Source organism: Psychrosphaera haliotis (assembly GCF_039523615.1).
GTDB lineage: Bacteria > Pseudomonadota > Gammaproteobacteria > Enterobacterales > Alteromonadaceae > Psychrosphaera > Psychrosphaera haliotis.
In genome coordinates this window covers 192751-210811 of sequence record NZ_BAAAFQ010000007.1, presented here as the reverse complement: position 1 = coordinate 210811, position 18061 = coordinate 192751, and the positions used below count along the sequence as shown (strand labels likewise).

Here is an 18061-nt window from a genome sequence, read left to right as displayed (position 1 = left end):
TCAAGTATTCCAGCGCCTATAAATCGGGCCAATCCCTCTTTTCAGTAAAGGCCTTATACGGTTGCCATCGAGTTTTAGGTTGCACTACTTTAATTTCAATATGAGCAGGCATAAAACCTTCCGGTAACTGAAATTGCCCTTCAAAATATTGAAAGTAATGAAAACTAAAGAGTAAATCTTTTGCTGTTAAGTTTGCTAACTTATCAAGATCAATTGTTGAACGTTGGCCATTTTCATACCCAACAATATTCAAACTGATATTACCTTTTGCATTACGCTTCTTGCTGTCGGTTTGTACAACGGCAAAATGAAACTTAAAACGATTCTGGCCTTTATCTTGTTCGATATTAAATTGCTCAATGGCCAAGCCGTCGGCAACTAGCTCTGGCGCCAATACCTTTTGATAAAAGCTAAGCTCTTTACGCAATTGAAACAGCTCTTCTCTTAACATCACTAACTCTTCTTGAGTTTGTTTTGATGCCTTTTTTTCAACTTGCAACTCAACCGTTAAATAGTTGTTTTTTCTTACGTGCTGATCAATTTCTTGATACAAACTTTCAAGCCGAGATTGCTGTTTAACTAATCGCTGCTTTTGCCAGTGATTTACACTACCACCTATCTGGTAGCTGATATATGCTGTTAGTGACAGTACAAATATCAGTAACATTAAAAATCTAAATCGACCTAATTTTTGTTTTAGGCCATTAAAACTGAGCCACTCATTCATATTGGATAATTTTTATTATATGTCATTGGTTTATGGTACACTTTGCGACCTTAGTTTGACTAGTTGTGTTTAACTATAATCATCATTATAAGGTTTGTTACCCAAGAAGGTAACCACTGTATTTTTAGAATATACCGGAACATAGATGCTATCTAACAGTCTTTATGCTTTGCGCAAACGATTAGCAATACCTCAAACAAGTATACAGCTTAGTATTCTAGGCCTGCTTGGCGGTATCGCTGCGGCATTATTGATTGTTGTTTTTCGCCTAGCAATTGAATTTATTCAAGAGACATTTTCAGCCGGCGGCCCTTTCGATAGCATCCTAGATTATTTACTACCTACTTTACCTATTTTTGCAGCCATTTTAATTGCTATCTTCGCAGATATTACTGGCTACAAGCACTACAGACTCGGCATCCCTTTTGTTCTCCACCGAATCAAAGCTCATTATGGCAACATGCCTTTTTGGAATACAGCCAATCAATTTGTAGGTGGTATTTTAGCGCTCGCCAGTGGTTTTTCTGTTGGACGAGAAGGCCCTTCCGTTCATATTGGTGCTAGTGGTGCGAGTTATTTTGGAAGATGGCTTCGGCTTCCACATAACGCAGTTCGTACATTAACAGCCTGTGGTATAGCTGCCGGTATTTCAGCGTCGTTTAACACTCCTTTAGCTGCGGTTATATTTGTTATGGAAGTAGTATTGCGGGAATATAAAATACACATTTTTATTCCAGTGATGTTGGCTTCCTCAGCAGGTTCTATAATCACTCAAGCCGTTTTTGGCCAGCACATTGAATTTGCACAGCTTAGTGTATTTACATTGCCAGGTAGCCACTACCCTTGGCTGATATTGCTGGGCATTATTTTAGGCGTCAGCGCATATATTTTTAATACCAACTTAATGCGTATCATTCGAACCTTCCGATATGTGAACATGTTTCCACGTCTTTTATTAGCCGGTGTTTTAACAGCTATTGTCGGTTATTTTGTGCCTGAGGCCTTAGGTGACGGTACAAGCGCAATAAATCAGGCAATGATCTCCCCTACTAATATAGAGCTACTTGTAATCCTGCTTGTTTCAAAGCTATTTTTAACGCTTGTAGCAATAGGTTTAGGTATTCCTGGCGGCATCATAGGCCCAGTTTTTGGGTTAGGTGTTTTGATTGGTTTAATTGTTGCCAACTTGGTCATGCTTATCGATCCTAGCATTCATTTTATGGGGACCTACGCCGTATTAGGCATGTCTGGTTTAATGGCTGCAAGTTTACATGCACCGTTAGCAGCCTTAGTAGCTGTGGTTGAATTAACCAATAATCCAGCTGCCATAACGCCCGCTATTATTGTTATTGCCAGTGCGTATATCACCAGTTCTCAAGGGTTAAAAAACCGCTCTATTTTCTTACAGCAACTTGATTTCCAAGGCCTGATGTATCAAACACCGCCAGCAACCACCGTATTAGAGAAAATTGGTGTATTGGCAGAAATGGACACTAATTTAAAACTCATCAATTATGTGACTGAGCAGGATGTCCGTTTCCACTTAAACGACAAGCATGAATCGCAGTGGCTTATCGTTGCTATGAAACATGACCTTGGCGTTGATTACTCTTTGGCAGAATTTGATACCAGCTACTCACGTAATAATGACAAAGTTAAATACACGCCGTTACTGACAATGGATACACGTTCAACTCTAGCGCACGTTTGGGAACTTATTAAAGATCAACGTGACGGCGCGACATTAATTACCAGCACCAGCGGTGAAAAAATTGTTGGCATCGTCACGTGGGAACAATTACGCACAATACTAATGAATAGGAACGCCTTGTTATGATCATACTTTGGTATAAAGCTTTTCACGTGTTTTTTATGGTGGCTTGGTTTGCTGGTATTTTTTATTTGCCTCGCCTATTTGTTTACCATGCGGAAAATGAAGCTACTTCAGACCCTGACGATAAAATCGAAAACGGTTCTAAAGAACAGACTGAGGTTAACCAAAAAACGATAACAACCGAGTCTATTGACCACACATCTGAAACCCTAAAAGTGATGGAGCGTCGATTACTGTATTTTGTTACGCCCTTCGCAATTTTCACTTTAATATTTGGATTGTTACTCATCCATAGCTACGGCATGGACTGGTTTAGGGTGAGCCACTGGTTACATGCAAAATTGTTGTTAGTGGCATTTTTATATATCTATCATGGTTATTGTTTTGTTTTACTGAAGCGCTTTAAAGATAATAAAAATGATAAGTCCGCTCGCTTTTTCCGTATTTTTAATGAAGTACCTGTATTAATTTTATTGGCAATTATTATCTTAGCGATTGTTAAGCCTTTCTAATTGTCGAAGTCTGGGTTGGTCTGCTAAAATTGCCTTCCAACCATGTTCCACTCTTTTAAATAGGCTACTAAGCTGATGAACTTTACTGGGCAACACATACTTTCAGTTAATCAATTTAATCGTGACGATTTACAAAATATCTTTGATATTGCTAGCCGAATGGAGCCTTACGCAAAGCGCCAGTTGAGAACTAAAGTATTAGATGGTGCAATTTTAGGAAACCTCTTTTTTGAACCTTCGACTCGTACGAGAGTGAGCTTTGGTTGCGCGTTTAACCTACTTGGTGGCGAAGTTAGAGAGACCACTGGCATGCAAACATCAGCGTTGGCCAAAGGAGAATCACTTTACGATACAGCTCGAGTCATTAGCAGTTACAGCGACGTGATTGCCATGCGTCACCCGCAAGCCGGATCTGTAGCAGAGTTTGCCGAAGGTAGTCGAGTGCCTGTTATTAATGGCGGCGACGGCGCTAATGAACACCCAACACAAGCATTGTTAGATTTATTCACCATTCAAAAAGAGCTCGCCGCTTTTGATCAAAAAGTGGATGGCATGCACATCGCAATGGTGGGTGATCTTAAAAATGGCAGAACCGTACATTCTTTGTCGAAGTTGCTCGCGCTATATAAAAATATGCATATTAGTTTGGTTTCTCCAAACGAGTTATCAATGCCATCTTACGTTATTGATACGCTAGAAAATGCGGGCCATAAGGTCACCATAAGTGACAAAATGGAAAATAATATTGGTGCTGATATTGTTTACCAAACTCGCATACAGGAAGAGCGATTTGATAGCCAAGATGAAGCCAATAAATACCGTGGTCAGTTCCGTTTGAATAGCGATATTTATACAAAATATTGTAAGTCAAATACGGTAATCATGCACCCACTGCCAAGAGACTCTCGCTCTGATGCGAATGAACTCGACAACGATTTAAACCAAAATCCAAACTTGGCTATATTTCGCCAAGCAGACAATGGCGTTCTAATTAGAATGGCATTATTTGCACTAACGCTTGGAGTAGCCGACAAGGTCGATAAATTTCAGTGTGATGTTCCTTGGGTAAGCTCAAAATAATTTTAAATAGGTAATAAACGTTTTATGACTAAATCAGCAGATCTTTTTGCACAAGCTAAACAGCACATCCCTGGCGGTGTAAATTCTCCAGTGCGCGCGTTTAATGGCGTTGGCGGCACTCCAATCTTTTTCGAAAAAGCCGATGGCGCTATTGCTTATGATGTCGATGGCAAAGCTTATATCGATTATGTTGGCTCTTGGGGACCTATGATTTTAGGCCACAACCACCCAGCTATTAAAAATGCTGTAATTGCCGCCGTTGAAAATGGCTTAAGTTTTGGTGCCCCTACTGAAATTGAAGTTACCATGGCGGAAAAAATCACTGAGTTTTTGCCTTCTATAGAAAAAGTTCGAATGGTGAATTCAGGTACTGAAGCAACCATGAGTGCCATTCGTTTAGCACGTGGGTACACAGGTAAAAACAAGCTTCTTAAATTTGAAGGCTGTTACCATGGTCATGCAGACTCGCTTTTAGTAAAAGCTGGTTCTGGTTTATTAACGATGGGCGTACCAAGCTCTCCAGGCATTCCTGCTGACGTTGCAGCACACACTTTAACAGCAGAGTTTAATAACTTAGATTCAGTTAGAGAAATTTGTAAGCAGCACAGCGACGACATCGCCTGTATTATTGTTGAGCCTGTAGCAGGCAACATGAACTGTATTCCTCCTGTAGCTGGTTTTTTAGAAGGTCTGCGTGAGATTTGTGATGAATACAATGCGGTACTTATCTTTGATGAAGTAATGACGGGGTTCCGTGTCCATAAAGGCAGCGCACAAGGGCTATATAATGTAGAACCTGACTTAACAACGTTAGGTAAAGTTATTGGCGGCGGCATGCCTGTTGGTGCTTTTGGCGGTAAAAAAGAAGTGATGGCACACCTAGCGCCAGACGGTCCTGTTTATCAAGCAGGTACTTTATCTGGTAACCCTGTGGCTATGGCTGCTGGTCTAGCGGCACTTGCTGAACTTGAAAAAGATGGTTTTCACGAGCAGCTAACTGCACAAACTGCCTATTTATTAGAAGGTGTTGAAGCACAAGCTGCTAAGCACGGTATTCCTGTTGCAACGGCACAAGCGGGCGGCATGTTTGGTATTTTCTTCACGGAAGCATCTAAAGTAACCACGTTTGCTCAAGTTTGCGAATGTGACGGTGAGCGATTCAAACAGTTCTTCCACCTTTGTTTAGACCGTGGTGTTTACTTAGCACCATCAGCGTTTGAAGCTGGATTTGTATCTATTAAGCATGATCGTCCAATGTTAGACAAAACCATTGAAGTAATTGGTGAAGCATTTGCGGAATTAGCAAAAGCGAATTAATTATTGGCGACTGTTGAAGTCGGGACTTATAGTCCGGGATAAAAATCGTGTTTAAAAGCCACCAAACGTGGCTTTTTTTGTGCCTGTTCATTGACCTTTTGCATTGGAATTCTGACTATTTGTTTAGAAACTTTAAGGCTTAGGTTTTCAGCGTTTAAAGCCAGTCAAAAAGCGATGGGCAGTCTTTAATTTTTGTAATTTTATCTACCCGAACTGGCAAACTGACATTCTCACCGCATTCATCAGATAATATTTGTCCTGTCTCTTTCTCTATAAATCTAAATTCCACATTATTTGGTTTTGGTTTGTTCACCGACTCTGCTTTTCGAGCACTTTGCAATTGACTAAATATAAACAAAGCGCCCTGACTGCCTGTAAGGTTTATAGGTGAGTTGTCATCTTTGCCGACCCAAACACTAGTTACCTTATTCTGATCAAAACCTACAAACCAGCTGTCTCGTAAATCGTCAGTGGTGCCTGTTTTGCCACCAAACTGGATGCCTTTATGCTCAGTTGCTAGCCTTTTTGCAGTGCCTATTTTAGTCACTTGAGTGAGCGCATAGGCCAATTCATAACTTGTGGCGTAATCAAATATGATTTGGCTATCTTCATTTTGAGTAAGTAACCGAATGCCATTGTTGTCGGTTACATGGGTAATGGCCCTAACAGGGAACTTTTGCCCAAAATTAGCAATGGGCTGAAAGGTTTCGGCAACTTGTAAAGGCGACATAGGTAAAGCACCAAGTAGTAGCGATGGATATTTATTTATTTGTTGCTCAACACCCATCTTTCTAAGTGTCGATATAACCGAGTTTAAGCCTACGTCCATACCCAAATGAACCGTAGGTAGGTTTAACGATTGACTCAAAGCATCAAATAACAAGACTTCGCCGCGCAATTTTTTATCGTAATTAGTGGGCTCCCAAAGCTTTCCTTGGTTACTTTTCATTGATATTTTTTTATCTGGCAAAAGACTTCCCAAATGATAGTCAGGTTCATTTAGTGCCGTAAGGTATACCGCAGGCTTAACTAACGAGCCTATGTTTCTTTGTGTATCTAAAGCTCGATTAAATCCACCAGAGGCATTGTTTTTATCACCAATCAAGGCTGAAATAGTGCCATTTTCTAGACTAAGAGAAACTACTGCACCATTTAAGTCTTTTTGTTTATAACCAGATTCTAATTTAGCGATACTCTTTGAAAACAATGATTCGTAACGAGACTGCAATAACGGGTCTAATCCAGTAAAAACCATCAAGCCACTGTTAAGAGGCGCAACCACGTCCAGTTGTTTCAGCTCCCTGTCTACTTGCTGCAAATAGGATGGAAAACGAGCCCGATGTTTTGCTTTGTTAACCGATAGCTTAATTGGCTGATCTACATACTGCTGGTAATCAGCACGGCTAATCACATTAGAAGAAACCATAAGCTGCAAAACCAGATCACGACGCTCTTGAACACGTTCAGGATGGCGAATCGGGTTGTAGTAGGAAGGCCCTTTTACAATTGCCACCAGCATAGAAAACTGACCTGGCGTCAGATCAGCTAATCGCTGGTTAAAATAGAATTTACTCGCGAGCGCAAAACCATGCACACCACGACTGGCATTCTGACCTAAATATATCTCATTAAAATAAGCTTCTAATATGGCATCTTTGCTATATCGGTAGTCCAATATGAGTGCAATGATGGCTTCTTTAAATTTTCTAAAATAGGACTTGCGGTTGTCATTGAGCAACAAGTTTTTTGCTAACTGCTGGGTAATAGTACTGCCGCCTTGAACCTTTCGGCCAGCAGCAATATTAGCAAATAAGGCTCTTACAATAGCTAACGGTGCAACACCGTGATGATGATAAAAATTCTTGTCTTCAACCACTAACAAAGCGTCAATCATCCACTCAGGAATAGTTGATAAATCCAGTATCTCTCTATCTTCTTTACTTTCGGTTGCCTGTCTAGATATTAACAAAGGTTCAACATACGCAAGTGATTCCGCTTGCCACTGTTGCTCCACTAATATTTGTAATGCGGCAATTCGATTATTGTTAAAACCAATACGTAACTTTTGAGGAGAAACCAAGCCATCAAAACCAATGTAACTTCGACGATACACCTCAACAAAAGACTGGTTGATACTGTACTGACCTGGCTCTGAAACAACAGATGTAGATTTGTATCCTAGTAACTTAAGCTCATCCACTAGCTCTTGTTTAGGTAAAAATTTATGGTTATACAAAGACAACGGTCTAGCGAATACCTGAACCGGGGTGTCCCACTTTTGCCCTGACATGCGTTTTTGTACCCAGGCATCCATATACAAAGTGTAAAATGCCAAACACACAAGAATAAAGATAACTACCTTTAGTGCTCGGTAACTACCTGATTTTAAAACCTGATTTGGGTCGACATCATTGCTCATAAGGTTATATTTATTCTAATAATTATTGTTTTAACGCGTATCTCACCTTACCTTTTCCAAAGGCGTAAATAAACTATTTGGAAGGCATTTTTTTCTTAAGCGAATGTCCCGCCAACTCCGTTTGTGGAGAATCCGGCCATCTGTGTTTTGGGTAGCGACCTTTCATTTCTTTTTTCACTTCAACGTAAGCGTTATTCCAAAAGTGAGCCAAGTCTTGAGTCAACTGAATCGGCCTTTGCGCAGGTGACAACAACTCAATTAGAAGCGCTACTTTTCCGTGAAAAATAGCTGGTGACGCGGGTTCACCAAACATCTCTTGCAGTCGGACTGATATTTTTGGTGGTGTATTGCCGTAGTCAATTTTGCAACGAGTCCCTGCTGGCGTTTCATAATGCGACGGAAACCAAGCTTTTAACTGCTGTTGTTGCTCCCACGTTAACAGGCTATTTAGCATAGTTATCACATCTAGTTTCTGCAGTTGCGGTAAACTTCTTACATTACCTAAAAAAGGACTTAGCCACTTTTCGGTATTATCCATTAACCACTCAACCGAATATTCTGGCCAAGATTGAGCTTTACTTGATGTTTCGGATTCGGTGCCTTTTACCGAATTTGTAATGTAGGCTAACTTTGTCAGCCACACCTGTATTTTTTTCTCATTGGCCCCAAAGCTTTTAAGACCCGTTTGCGAAACATAATCAAGCCATACTTTTTGCCATTGTTGTTCGCTAAAGTTCACTTTAATCGGCTTTTGCTCTAGCACTAATTCACCAATTTTCGTTTCCATAAAAGCAACAGGCGACTGTTTTTGTGAAGACCATGTCACGCTTTCTTTGGTCACAACTAAATCTGATAAATACTCATCAACTTGGCTTTCAGACAGTTCAGCGTAGTGCCTAATGTAATGACCATACTTACTGGCACTAAAATCCAAAACCACGATAAAGTCACTATTGCTTGGTACGCTACTATGATGAAATTCAACGGCTCCACCATTACTCATTTTCCAGCGTTTACTTGTTTTTTTAGCGATTCGATCTGGGAAAGCATGCGCCAGCAACACGCCAAATACATCAGCATCCACTGTATTACCTTTTGACGGTTCAATAGAAAGCTTGGTTGCTATTTTTTTGTATTGTTTCGCAACCCTAGCCGGCATTTTATCTGATTTAGCCGGATTCGCGCTAAGCATGTCACTTATGTTTTCAGGAATTCGGATCTGCGAGTCATTTAATCCAACGTCAAGCCATGCTGATAAATAGCAGCCTGTTTGTGTGAATACCGGTCCCATTTGTTTTGCATAACTCAGTAAACGCGTGAGTCTCAAGTCGCTACCAAATGATTGATATTGAGTAGACAGCGCTGTAGTTATTAACTTTGATTGAGCGCAGTCAGTCGATGGTTCATGACCTGACTTTTTAACTTCTGTTTGACTGCGTTCTAAATATTGTAGTGCAACGAGCTTTTTCTCTGCGGCTTTTAGTGCACTTATTTCTGGTTTAGATGCCCAAAACAAATCATCAAATTGGCTTCCCCACAGGGTGATCTCTAGCAGCAGCTGCGATAAGTCACTTCGTTCAATTTCAGCAACATCAAAGGCTGGTTTACGGCCCCAGTGTTCTTCACTGCCTAAACGATAACAAACGCCTGGCCTTAGTCTCCCGGCTCGACCGGCTCTTTGTGCCGCAGATGATTTAGATATTGCTTGGCTAATTAAAGTGTCTGCATTAATTCTAGGTTGGTAAACATTCACTTTTTCTTGACCACTATCAATAACAACATCAATGCCGTCGATAGTTAAACTGGTTTGCGCGATATTGGTGGCTAATACAATCTTTCGTTTACCTTTAGGCGCAGGTTCAATTGCCTTCACTTGCTGGTCAATCGACAAGCCTCCAAACAGTGAATGAACTTCAGTGTTATTGGGTAAATGACTCGCTATATAACTTGATACTCTTTTGATGTCGGCCATTCCAGGTAGGAATACCAGAATAGAGCTGTGGGTTTCTGCTAACGCTGTTTTTATTGCCGATACTATGTTGTCAGCAGTAGGTATAAGTTCGCTTGGTACGTATCTGTACTCAATTGGAAACTGTCGTCCAGCGGCACTTATAACTGATGCATCTAATTGCTCAGATATATTTTTAATGTCTATAGTGGCCGACATAATCAATAATGCGAGGTTTTCATTTAGTTGCTGGCAATCCATGCTCAAGGCTAATGCTAAATCAGAAGACAATGAACGTTCGTGAAATTCATCAAAAATCACCAGCCCAATACCGCTTAATTCTGGGTCTTGTTGAAGCATTTTAACCAGCACGCCATCCGTCACCACGGTTAATACAGTTTGACTGCTAGTGTGATTTTCACCACGCATGGCAAGACCAATGGTTTGGCCTACTTTTTCGTTTAATTGTTTTGCCAAATAGTGGGCTATTTGTCGAGCCGCGACTCGGCGAGGTTCTAGAATGATGATCTGATTGTTAGGAGAAAATTGACCAGAAAGATTTTCGCCTTCTTTTACCAATAACAATGGGAGTCGTGTTGATTTACCTGCACCAGGCTCCGCTTGCAATACTAAACGGGTTTGCTGTTTTAATAGCGAACACAATTCTGGAAAAATTTGATCAACAGGTAAAGATTGAAGACTCATTTAATGGCTCACAACAACGTAAATTGGCGTCATTATATGCCAAGAAGTCAGTCTTCATAAGTAACATTCATTACAAATGCTTATTTAGACCAAACGCTCCTAGAAAACTGCGGTAACGAAATAGACGCCCATAGTTGCTTACACAAAACATCGGGTTGAGTATGATCACCACTAATCAACCACTCCACCAGCGGCGTTGGGTCGCTAGGATAATTAATAGCGTCATTGTCTGGTAATAATAACCAACGCTCCAACTCTGACTCGTCTAACCCATTAATAACCGTAGCCAGCCCCAAGCTACGAAGGGTTTCAGCATTTGATTCTTGCTCAAACTGGCCTTGCAAAGGTTTTAATAACAGCTTTTTACCGGCGCAAAGTGCTTCACTGCTAAGTTCAAAACCCGCATTTGCTATGACGCCTTTTGATTCCTCAAGGTCTTTTAAAAAGCCAGTTCTACAAGCGCGTCTAAATAACACGTTATTTACTTTTCTTTGTGCTTTAACATCAGGGTGATACAACACAAACTCTTGATCAAGCTGGCTTTCCAATAACTCAACCACTTCATTTATGTCCTCAAAGGGCATATAAACCAGTACATTTTCAGAGCTTGAGCTGCTGCTTACTTCACGTTCAATAAACGGTGGCATAATTGACTGGCCGTAATGGTACCAGTGCACACCAAGGGCAATGTCGCTCGGTGCAAAATTTTTAAGTATTTGTCTGTTTAACCAACCCAATCCTAAAGATGGTACTTTATCTTTTGTGAAGACCGCCTGATGGCTAATATTGATCACCTTTTTGCCCGCTTTACGTCCTGCCCACGCTGTTATAGGTTCAAAATCATTTAAGATTAAATCGTAGCTGCTAACATCAAAATTTTGGATGTCTTTATACATCTTTAGTGGACGCGCTTTTTGAATCGTTTTTAAATAACTAATGGTGCCATGTTCAGACACAAAGCTAAGACCCTTAAAGGTTTGGTAATTTCCAAAATCTTCCATATCAAAATACTGTCCAGCAGGTCGACCTGAAAAAACGTAATCCACTTCAAGGCCTTTTTTCGCTAACGCTTTTGCCATTACTCTAGCTCGAGTTATGTGGCCATTCCCAGTACCTTGTATTCCGTATAAGATTTTCATAAATTTACCTTCTAAAGAACATTCAACGCACTAATAACAAACTCTGCACAAGCGATTCCAAGTGCTGCACCAATAATGGTGTCACCAGGGAAGTGTACGCCTAGTAACACACGAGAAAGTGCTATTAAACTCGCCCATATGTAAGCAAACACTGCCAAAGCAGGAAAATAGGAAGCAACAACCGTTGCAAATAAAAAAGCAGCGGCGCTATGCCCAGACGGCATACTGAACTTATCTGATGGGGAAATATGAGACTTAAATGCCACTAACTTTTCAAAAGGTCGATTACGTTTAACTACGTTTTTTAGAATTAAATAAATAGGTAGTTCAACTGCAAAGGCAGCTAACGCGGTATAAAAGAAGTCAGGACTGAACTCATCACTAAGTGCAATGGTGGCGAGTGCAATAACAAAGTATAAGTGGCCATCGCCTGTTTTTGAGATCCACTTGCTTGTGTTTTTGATTGAATGTTTTGATATGCGATTGAGTTGGTAAAAAAGCTGAGTGTCTAACTCTTGTAGTTTGTTATTTTTAGCTATACCGAACATAGTAACCTCACCTATTAGTGAAATGCATTGTTTGCATGATTCAATATTAGGTGAGCTATATTTCTTCTATGTTACTTTTACAAGACAAATTGATGAAATGAAGAAGATTGTTCCTGCTTTATCATTTACTTACATGGCGTCAAAAACTTCATACATCACGCCTTCTCTTAAGGCTGAAGTTACCACTTTTAACGATTGTATGTTTAGTACTTCAAAGGCCGCAATTATAATTGACAACCCTGCGGCAAACACGTGTTTACGGCATTCATTAATTTCGCCAATACTCAAAGCTTCACTGTTTCCAGCATTAATACACAAGCGCTTTAGCTTGTATAAGTCTTCAAGCGTAATAGCCTGTTTAGACAACTGTTGTCCAGTATCTTGAGCTATAACACTCACTAAACTTTCTACCGAGCCTGAGGTGCCTAAGCAAACTTCCCAGCCTTTATTTACAAAAGAGTCCTCAATGGTTTTGAGATTATTTTTTGCCGCGTTAATAGCTTTATCAAAGGCGTCGTTGGTCATGATATTTTGAGGAAAATAACGCTGCGAATAACTAACACAACCCATGTCTAAGCTAGCGGCTAAATCAGACTGCTTATTTTGGCCAATGACAAATTCCGTACTACCGCCACCTATATCAATAATCAATGTAGATTTGTCTAAAGTGTGACTTCTAGCCACACCATTAAAAATTAGTTTAGCTTCTTCTTCGCCAGATAAAATTTGGATGGGATATGAAAATACCGATTTTGCCGCACGCTCAAAGTCAGCAATATTTGTGGCGTTTCTAAGTGTATAAGTACCCACCACCTTAACAAAGTCAGGTTTGTAGGTTTTAACTCGTTGGTTAATTTTTTCCAATGCTTCTACACCACGTTCTATTGCGGCATTAGAAAGCACCATGTCATCCGACAAACCGTCGGCTAAACGAACTTTTTGTTTTAATTTATATAAGATCTTTACTGATTGTTTACTCATTTCTCCCACGACAAAGTGGAAGCTATTTGAACCAATGTCCAGTACAGCGATTTTGGTGGTATCACTAAATGCTAAATCGCCCGATCCCGGTTGGGAGTTTGTCATCTAAAAGGTTGTCCAAAAATAAGGTTTTATGCAATTTTATAACAATTAAGATACCCATTTCCGGTCTACTTGTCGATTATTGTTGTTCTGTTGCTGTTTGCTCCAATTAACTTGACCTAAAACATCAACGTTATCAATGGCATCGTTCCAGCGTAGTAATTTAAGATCGCCTAACTCTGTTTCTACTAGCACAGTACAATTTTCCACCCAATCACCGTCATTACAGTACATAAGACCATTTTCTAAACAGATTTGAGGGTGGTGAATATGCCCACAAACAACACCATCTACCTGCTGAAGTTTGGCTTCCGATAATGCAGCTTGTTTATATCGTTCAATGGCTTCATTGGCCTTTTTAACTTTAGTTTTTAAATAGGAAGCGAGCGACCAATAAGGTCTTCCAGTTGCTTTTCGGGCTTTATGTAGTTGCCTATTTAAAAATAACAACAAATCATACAGCGCATCGCCTAACTTCGCATGAAAGCGACCAAAACATACTTGCTGATCAAATTTATCGCCGTGTAATAACAGCAATTTTTTACCTGACACGGTTTCATGGATATATTCTTGATGTATTTTCATGCCAGCAAAATTAAAGGACTGATAAGAGCGAACCACGTCGTCATGGTTGCCAGGAATATAAATGACTTCCACGCCCTGTTGTGACAATTCTAATAAATGATTAAACACTTTATTGTGCGCTTCTGGCCAGAAGGTTCTTCTATTCAGAGCCCAAAAGTCAACAATGTCACCCACAAGAAAAATACGTTTTACTTCGCAGCTCTTTAAAAAGGCTAATAAAAACTCAGCTTTACAATCTTTGCACCCTAAATGAATGTCCGATATCCAAAGGCTTTCATAATGATGTTTAGTACTCATGTTTGCTCCTATAACTTTCCAAAAACTAACGTGCTGACTCTGTAGTTTTCAGAATCTTAAATAGCGACTTCGTTTGGCTGGTTTCATTTTTTCGATATCTATAAATACAAAACCATCTATGCAGTCAGCAAAATCTGGGTCAATGTTGTAACTTAAAAATTGCGTCCCTTGTTCATCGCACAACTCGGTGTATTGTTTAAACAGAGTTGGAATTGCATAACCTTGTTCTTTCATAAATGATTTTAATTTCACAAAGTCATCTACAGCATTATTGCCATCAAATTGAATACCTAATGTGTTGCTTAGTTGATAAGGGTTACGTGCAATTGGCCATGTTGAACTGTGATTAAGACTGTTGCGGTCAAAGGCTAATTCTTTGCCGCCAAAATAGGTTTGGTAATATCGAATTAAACTCGCCTGGCATTGTTTAGGGAGCTCATTACTGATGGTCACTGGCCCTATTAAATATTGTATTTGAGGTTTTGTTGCTAGGTATGCACCAACACCTTGCCATAGATAATCTAAGCTTCGTTTGCCCCAATACTTAGGCTGAATAAAGCTGCGTCCTAACTCTAATGTTTTATTACTCAAAGCTTCTGGCATGGCGGTTAAGTCGAATAAAGTATCGGTATAAAGGCCTTCTGCAGTGTAATGCTTTCTCACTTTTTCCATGGCTACCATGCGATACGCGCCAACAATTTCTAACTGATTGTCGTCCCACAAAATAACGTGATCGTAAAACCAATCATACGCATCAAAGTCGCGCATTTTTCCTGTGCCCTCGCCTACTGATCTAAACGTAAACTCCCGAAGACGAGCAAGCTCTCTCATTACGGCTGACGCATCATCATTTTTGGGCTGGAAACAATATATTTGTTTGCCATCTGTAGTTTCACCTAAACGTTGGCTTTGCTTTAGCTCTTCTCTTACTAAGGTTGGTAACTCCGGGTGGGCAATGCTTTCTAAACTAGAGCTAAACTCTGGTACACAACGACGTTTATTAAGAGCGTAAACGTGTTTTTTAAACAGTTTTATTAATCGTTTGTTATCAATCGGCAGGTTGTTATAAGTGCTCGGCGCAATAGGCGCTCCAATGCGAAGCTTTAGCTCTTGATCATGTTGTTTAAACATTTCGTGAACTAGCCAAATGGTGCTCAAAGGTTTAGCCAACATAGACAAGCCGTAGAAAAACGCCGAGTTTTTACCATCAACATGTATCGGTAAAATGTCAGACTGTGTTTTTTGTGCGAACTTTAAAAAGCCGCTACGCCAGTCGCCGTCTTTTATGCCTGTTGCTGATAACCTTGAAACTTCTCCGGCTGGAAAAATAAGTAATGCGCCACCATTGGTGAGGTGTTGTTCGATAGCCGCCATGTTTTCTTTTGCATTTCGACCACCCATATTGTTAACAGGCAGCAACATAGGTCTGAGTGGCTCAATCGCCCAAAGTAACTCATTGGCGACCACTTTTACGTCTTTGCGAACTTTGCTCAACAGCTTAAGTAGCACCAATCCATCTAAACTACCGATTGGATGATTAGCGATGGCTACGACTTTGCCAGACGTTGGAATGTTTCTGATTTCACGCTCATTGGCACTATAATCAAATTCAAAAAACTCTAAAGCCTGCTCAACAAAATCGATGCCTTTTACATGTGGGTATAACGCTTCAAAACGTTGGAATTCACTTTCGTGAAATATAAAACGAAGAAACCTAAGGAAAGAATTTTTTAGAAATGGGTTGCCACTTTCAATTGCTGGAAACTGCTCTGCTACCACATTTTTTACTGAAATCATGACGTTCACCTACACTATGAGTTAAGTGATAAATTAGGCGGACTTGATGACAGAGAGTTGAACAAAAAATTTCAATTTGATGACAATTGAACCAAACAATCTCACTTCAATTTTAATCTCCCTCCAATTTCAATCTCAACTTAAACTTCATGACAATTGAACAAACAATCTAAAATCCAATTTCAACTTCAGTTGTATAAGTTTCAGCGGGTAAACTAAAAAACAGTTAAACGAAAATAAAAAAACGCCCGTTATTGCTAACAGGCGCTTTGTATCCAAAGAAAGGATAACTTTGGAAATTTTGAACTTACCGCTCAGTTATGGTGATTGCTGGTTCTTCACCAACAATTAACCAAACTGGTTCATCGTATTGTCTTTACCGCCAGCTTTAAGCGCTGCTTCGCCAGCAAAGTATTCTTTATGATCATCGCCCATATCAGAACCAGCCATGTTTTGGTGTTTAACACACGCAATACCTTGGCGAATTTCTTTACGTTGAACGCCTTCTACATAACCTAACATGCCCGCATCACCAAAGTACTCTTTTGCTAAGTTGTCTGTAGACAATGCAGCAGTATGGTAAGTTGGAAGCGTGATTAAGTGGTGGAATATACCCGCTTGTTGCGCAGAGTCAGCTTGGAAAGTACGAATACGTGAATCCGCTTCTTGTGCTAATTCAGTACTATCATAAACTTCAGCCATTAACTCGTCACGAACATAAGCTGATACGTCTTTACCTTCTTCTAACCATGCATCAAATACTTGCTGACGGAAGTTAAGCGTCCAGTTAAAGCTTGGGCTGTTGTTGTAAACGAGTTTCGCATTTGGAACCACTTCACGAATGCGGTCAACCATGGCACCAATTTGGCCAATGTGTGGCTTTTCCGTTTCAATCCACAGTAAGTCAGCACCGTTTTGCAATGATGTAATACAGTCTAGAACACAGCGATCTTCACCTGTACCAGCGCGGAACTGGAATAAGTTTGAAGGTAAACGCTTAGGACGTAATAGCTTGCCTTCACGGTTAAGTACTAAGTCACCGTTGTTTAAATCTTGTGGTGCCACTTCTTCACAATCTAAGAAGCTGTTGTACTGGTCGCCTAAATCTCCAGGCTCACGAGTTACCGCGATTTGTTTAGTTAAGCCAGCACCTAATGAATCCGTACGAGCAACAATAACACCGTCATCAATGCCTAGTTCAAGGAAAGCGTAACGAACAGCACGAATTTTTGCTAAGAAGTCTTCGTGAGGAACCGTTACTTTACCGTCTTGGTGACCACATTGTTTTTCGTCAGAAACTTGGTTTTCAATTTGAATGGCACAAGCACCGGCTTCAATCATTTGTTTAGCCATTAAGTACGTTGCTTCTGCATTACCAAAACCAGCATCAATGTCAGCAATAATTGGAACAACGTGTGTTTGGTGGTTGTCGATTTCGTTTTGTACTTTTTGCGCTTGTACTTCATCGCCAGCTTCACGGGCATCGTCTAGTTGACGGAATAAACCGCCTAGCTCACGTGCATCTGCTTGACGTAAAAATGTATAAAGCTCAGCAATTAAAGATGCTACAGATGTTTTCTCGTGCATTGACTGGTCAGGTAGTGGACCAAACTCAGAGCGAAGTGCCGCAACCATCCAACCTGACAAGTATAAGTATTTTTTCTCAGTAGTTTGGAAGTGCTTTTTGATAGAAATCATTTTTTGTTGGCCAATAAAACCATGCCAGCAACCTAAAGACTGAGTGTACTGTGAAGAGTCACGGTCGTAGTCGCCCATGTCTTTACGCATGATCTCAGCAGTATATTGAGCAATGTCTAAGCCCGTTTTGAATTTATTCTGCGCTCGCATTCTTGCTGCATACTCTGGCTCAATCGCAGCCCAGCTTTCACCGTGACGCGCTTTAATTGCATTCAATAGTTCTATTTCGTTAGTATATGCAGACATATGCACTTCCTCTATTCACATCATTTATTATTAGTTGGAGAGACTAATTTGTATCTCCATGAATTTTTCTGCTGACAACTCTATGCCATTCGACTAGGATTCATGAAATAAATAATTTCGATACAT

General features: G+C 40.2%; 13 protein-coding genes. 4 read left to right on the top strand and 9 right to left on the bottom strand.

Annotation, left to right across the window (positions count from 1 at the left end):
* Positions 1–16: 16 nt before the first annotated feature.
* Complete coding sequence (locus ABD009_RS10570) at positions 17–667, bottom strand: DUF6776 family protein (protein ID WP_343825219.1); 651 nt, start codon at positions 665–667, stop codon at positions 17–19.
* A gap of 205 nt (positions 668–872) precedes the next feature.
* Here ABD009_RS10570 and ABD009_RS10565 point away from each other — a divergent pair, with 205 nt between their 5' ends.
* From ABD009_RS10565 to hemL, 4 genes are all read left to right on the top strand, one after another.
* Positions 873–2564, top strand: coding sequence for a chloride channel protein (locus tag ABD009_RS10565; protein WP_343825216.1), 1692 nt, complete (start codon positions 873–875; stop codon positions 2562–2564).
* Positions 2561–3073: a CopD family protein gene (locus ABD009_RS10560; protein WP_343825214.1), complete on the top strand. Its 513-nt coding sequence runs from the start codon at positions 2561–2563 to the stop codon at positions 3071–3073. The genes ABD009_RS10565 and ABD009_RS10560 overlap by 4 nt, the downstream gene beginning before the upstream one ends.
* Before the next feature lie 75 nt (positions 3074–3148).
* On the top strand, positions 3149–4153 hold the full coding sequence (locus ABD009_RS10555) for an aspartate carbamoyltransferase (protein WP_343825212.1): 1005 nt from the start codon (positions 3149–3151) through the stop codon (positions 4151–4153).
* Between the two features lie 24 nt (positions 4154–4177).
* Positions 4178–5470 carry a glutamate-1-semialdehyde 2,1-aminomutase gene (gene hemL / locus ABD009_RS10550; RefSeq protein ID WP_155696352.1) on the top strand — a complete coding sequence of 431 codons (1293 nt, stop codon included), beginning with the start codon at positions 4178–4180 and terminating at the stop codon, positions 5468–5470.
* Between the two features lie 154 nt (positions 5471–5624).
* Here hemL and mrcB read toward each other — a convergent pair whose 3' ends face one another.
* The 8 genes from mrcB to ABD009_RS10510 form a co-directional block, all read right to left on the bottom strand.
* Positions 5625–7889, bottom strand: a complete 2265-nt coding sequence (mrcB, locus tag ABD009_RS10545; protein ID WP_343825210.1) for a penicillin-binding protein 1B — start codon at positions 7887–7889, stop codon at positions 5625–5627.
* Between the two features lie 73 nt (positions 7890–7962).
* On the bottom strand, positions 7963–10542 hold the full coding sequence (hrpB, locus tag ABD009_RS10540; protein ID WP_343825209.1) for an ATP-dependent helicase HrpB: 2580 nt from the start codon (positions 10540–10542) through the stop codon (positions 7963–7965).
* 80 nt (positions 10543–10622) lie between these two features.
* Positions 10623–11681, bottom strand: a complete 1059-nt coding sequence (locus ABD009_RS10535; protein ID WP_343825208.1) for an MJ1255/VC2487 family glycosyltransferase — start codon at positions 11679–11681, stop codon at positions 10623–10625.
* A gap of 11 nt (positions 11682–11692) precedes the next feature.
* Entirely contained in the window at positions 11693–12229 is a 537-nt protein-coding gene (locus tag ABD009_RS10530) for a phosphatase PAP2 family protein (RefSeq protein WP_343825206.1), read from the bottom strand.
* Positions 12230–12358: 129 nt separating this feature from the next.
* Positions 12359–13315 (bottom strand): Ppx/GppA phosphatase family protein, encoded by a 957-nt coding sequence (locus ABD009_RS10525; RefSeq protein WP_343825204.1) that lies wholly within the window; start codon positions 13313–13315, stop codon positions 12359–12361.
* Positions 13316–13360: 45 nt separating this feature from the next.
* Entirely contained in the window at positions 13361–14194 is an 834-nt protein-coding gene (locus tag ABD009_RS10520; protein ID WP_343825202.1) for a UDP-2,3-diacylglucosamine diphosphatase, read from the bottom strand.
* Positions 14195–14242: 48 nt separating this feature from the next.
* The gene (olsF, locus tag ABD009_RS10515; protein WP_343825200.1) at positions 14243–15991 is read right to left on the bottom strand and encodes a bifunctional ornithine lipid synthase OlsF; all 1749 of its coding nucleotides are present in this window, start codon (positions 15989–15991) and stop codon (positions 14243–14245) included.
* A 348-nt stretch (positions 15992–16339) separates the two neighbouring features.
* Complete coding sequence (locus ABD009_RS10510) at positions 16340–17935, bottom strand: isocitrate lyase (protein WP_343825198.1); 1596 nt, start codon at positions 17933–17935, stop codon at positions 16340–16342.
* Positions 17936–18061: the final 126 nt, after the last annotated feature.

What these genes read in the sequence shown, in the direction of transcription:
- hemL (WP_155696352.1), top strand. Translation starts at nt 4,178, where the DNA reads ATGACTAAATCAGCAGATCTTTTTGCACAAGCTAAACAGCACATCCCT.
- ABD009_RS10520 (WP_343825202.1), bottom strand. Translation starts at nt 14,194, where the DNA reads ATGAGTACTAAACATCATTATGAAAGCCTTTGGATATCGGACATTCAT.
- ABD009_RS10535 (WP_343825208.1), bottom strand. Translation starts at nt 11,681, where the DNA reads ATGAAAATCTTATACGGAATACAAGGTACTGGGAATGGCCACATAACT.
- ABD009_RS10510 (WP_343825198.1), bottom strand. Translation starts at nt 17,935, where the DNA reads ATGTCTGCATATACTAACGAAATAGAACTATTGAATGCAATTAAAGCG.
- olsF (WP_343825200.1), bottom strand. Translation starts at nt 15,991, where the DNA reads ATGATTTCAGTAAAAAATGTGGTAGCAGAGCAGTTTCCAGCAATTGAA.
- hrpB (WP_343825209.1), bottom strand. Translation starts at nt 10,542, where the DNA reads ATGAGTCTTCAATCTTTACCTGTTGATCAAATTTTTCCAGAATTGTGT.
- ABD009_RS10570 (WP_343825219.1), bottom strand. Translation starts at nt 667, where the DNA reads ATGTTACTGATATTTGTACTGTCACTAACAGCATATATCAGCTACCAG.
- mrcB (WP_343825210.1), bottom strand. Translation starts at nt 7,889, where the DNA reads ATGAGCAATGATGTCGACCCAAATCAGGTTTTAAAATCAGGTAGTTAC.
- ABD009_RS10565 (WP_343825216.1), top strand. Translation starts at nt 873, where the DNA reads ATGCTATCTAACAGTCTTTATGCTTTGCGCAAACGATTAGCAATACCT.
- ABD009_RS10530 (WP_343825206.1), bottom strand. Translation starts at nt 12,229, where the DNA reads ATGTTCGGTATAGCTAAAAATAACAAACTACAAGAGTTAGACACTCAG.
- ABD009_RS10560 (WP_343825214.1), top strand. Translation starts at nt 2,561, where the DNA reads ATGATCATACTTTGGTATAAAGCTTTTCACGTGTTTTTTATGGTGGCT.
- ABD009_RS10555 (WP_343825212.1), top strand. Translation starts at nt 3,149, where the DNA reads ATGAACTTTACTGGGCAACACATACTTTCAGTTAATCAATTTAATCGT.
- ABD009_RS10525 (WP_343825204.1), bottom strand. Translation starts at nt 13,315, where the DNA reads ATGACAAACTCCCAACCGGGATCGGGCGATTTAGCATTTAGTGATACC.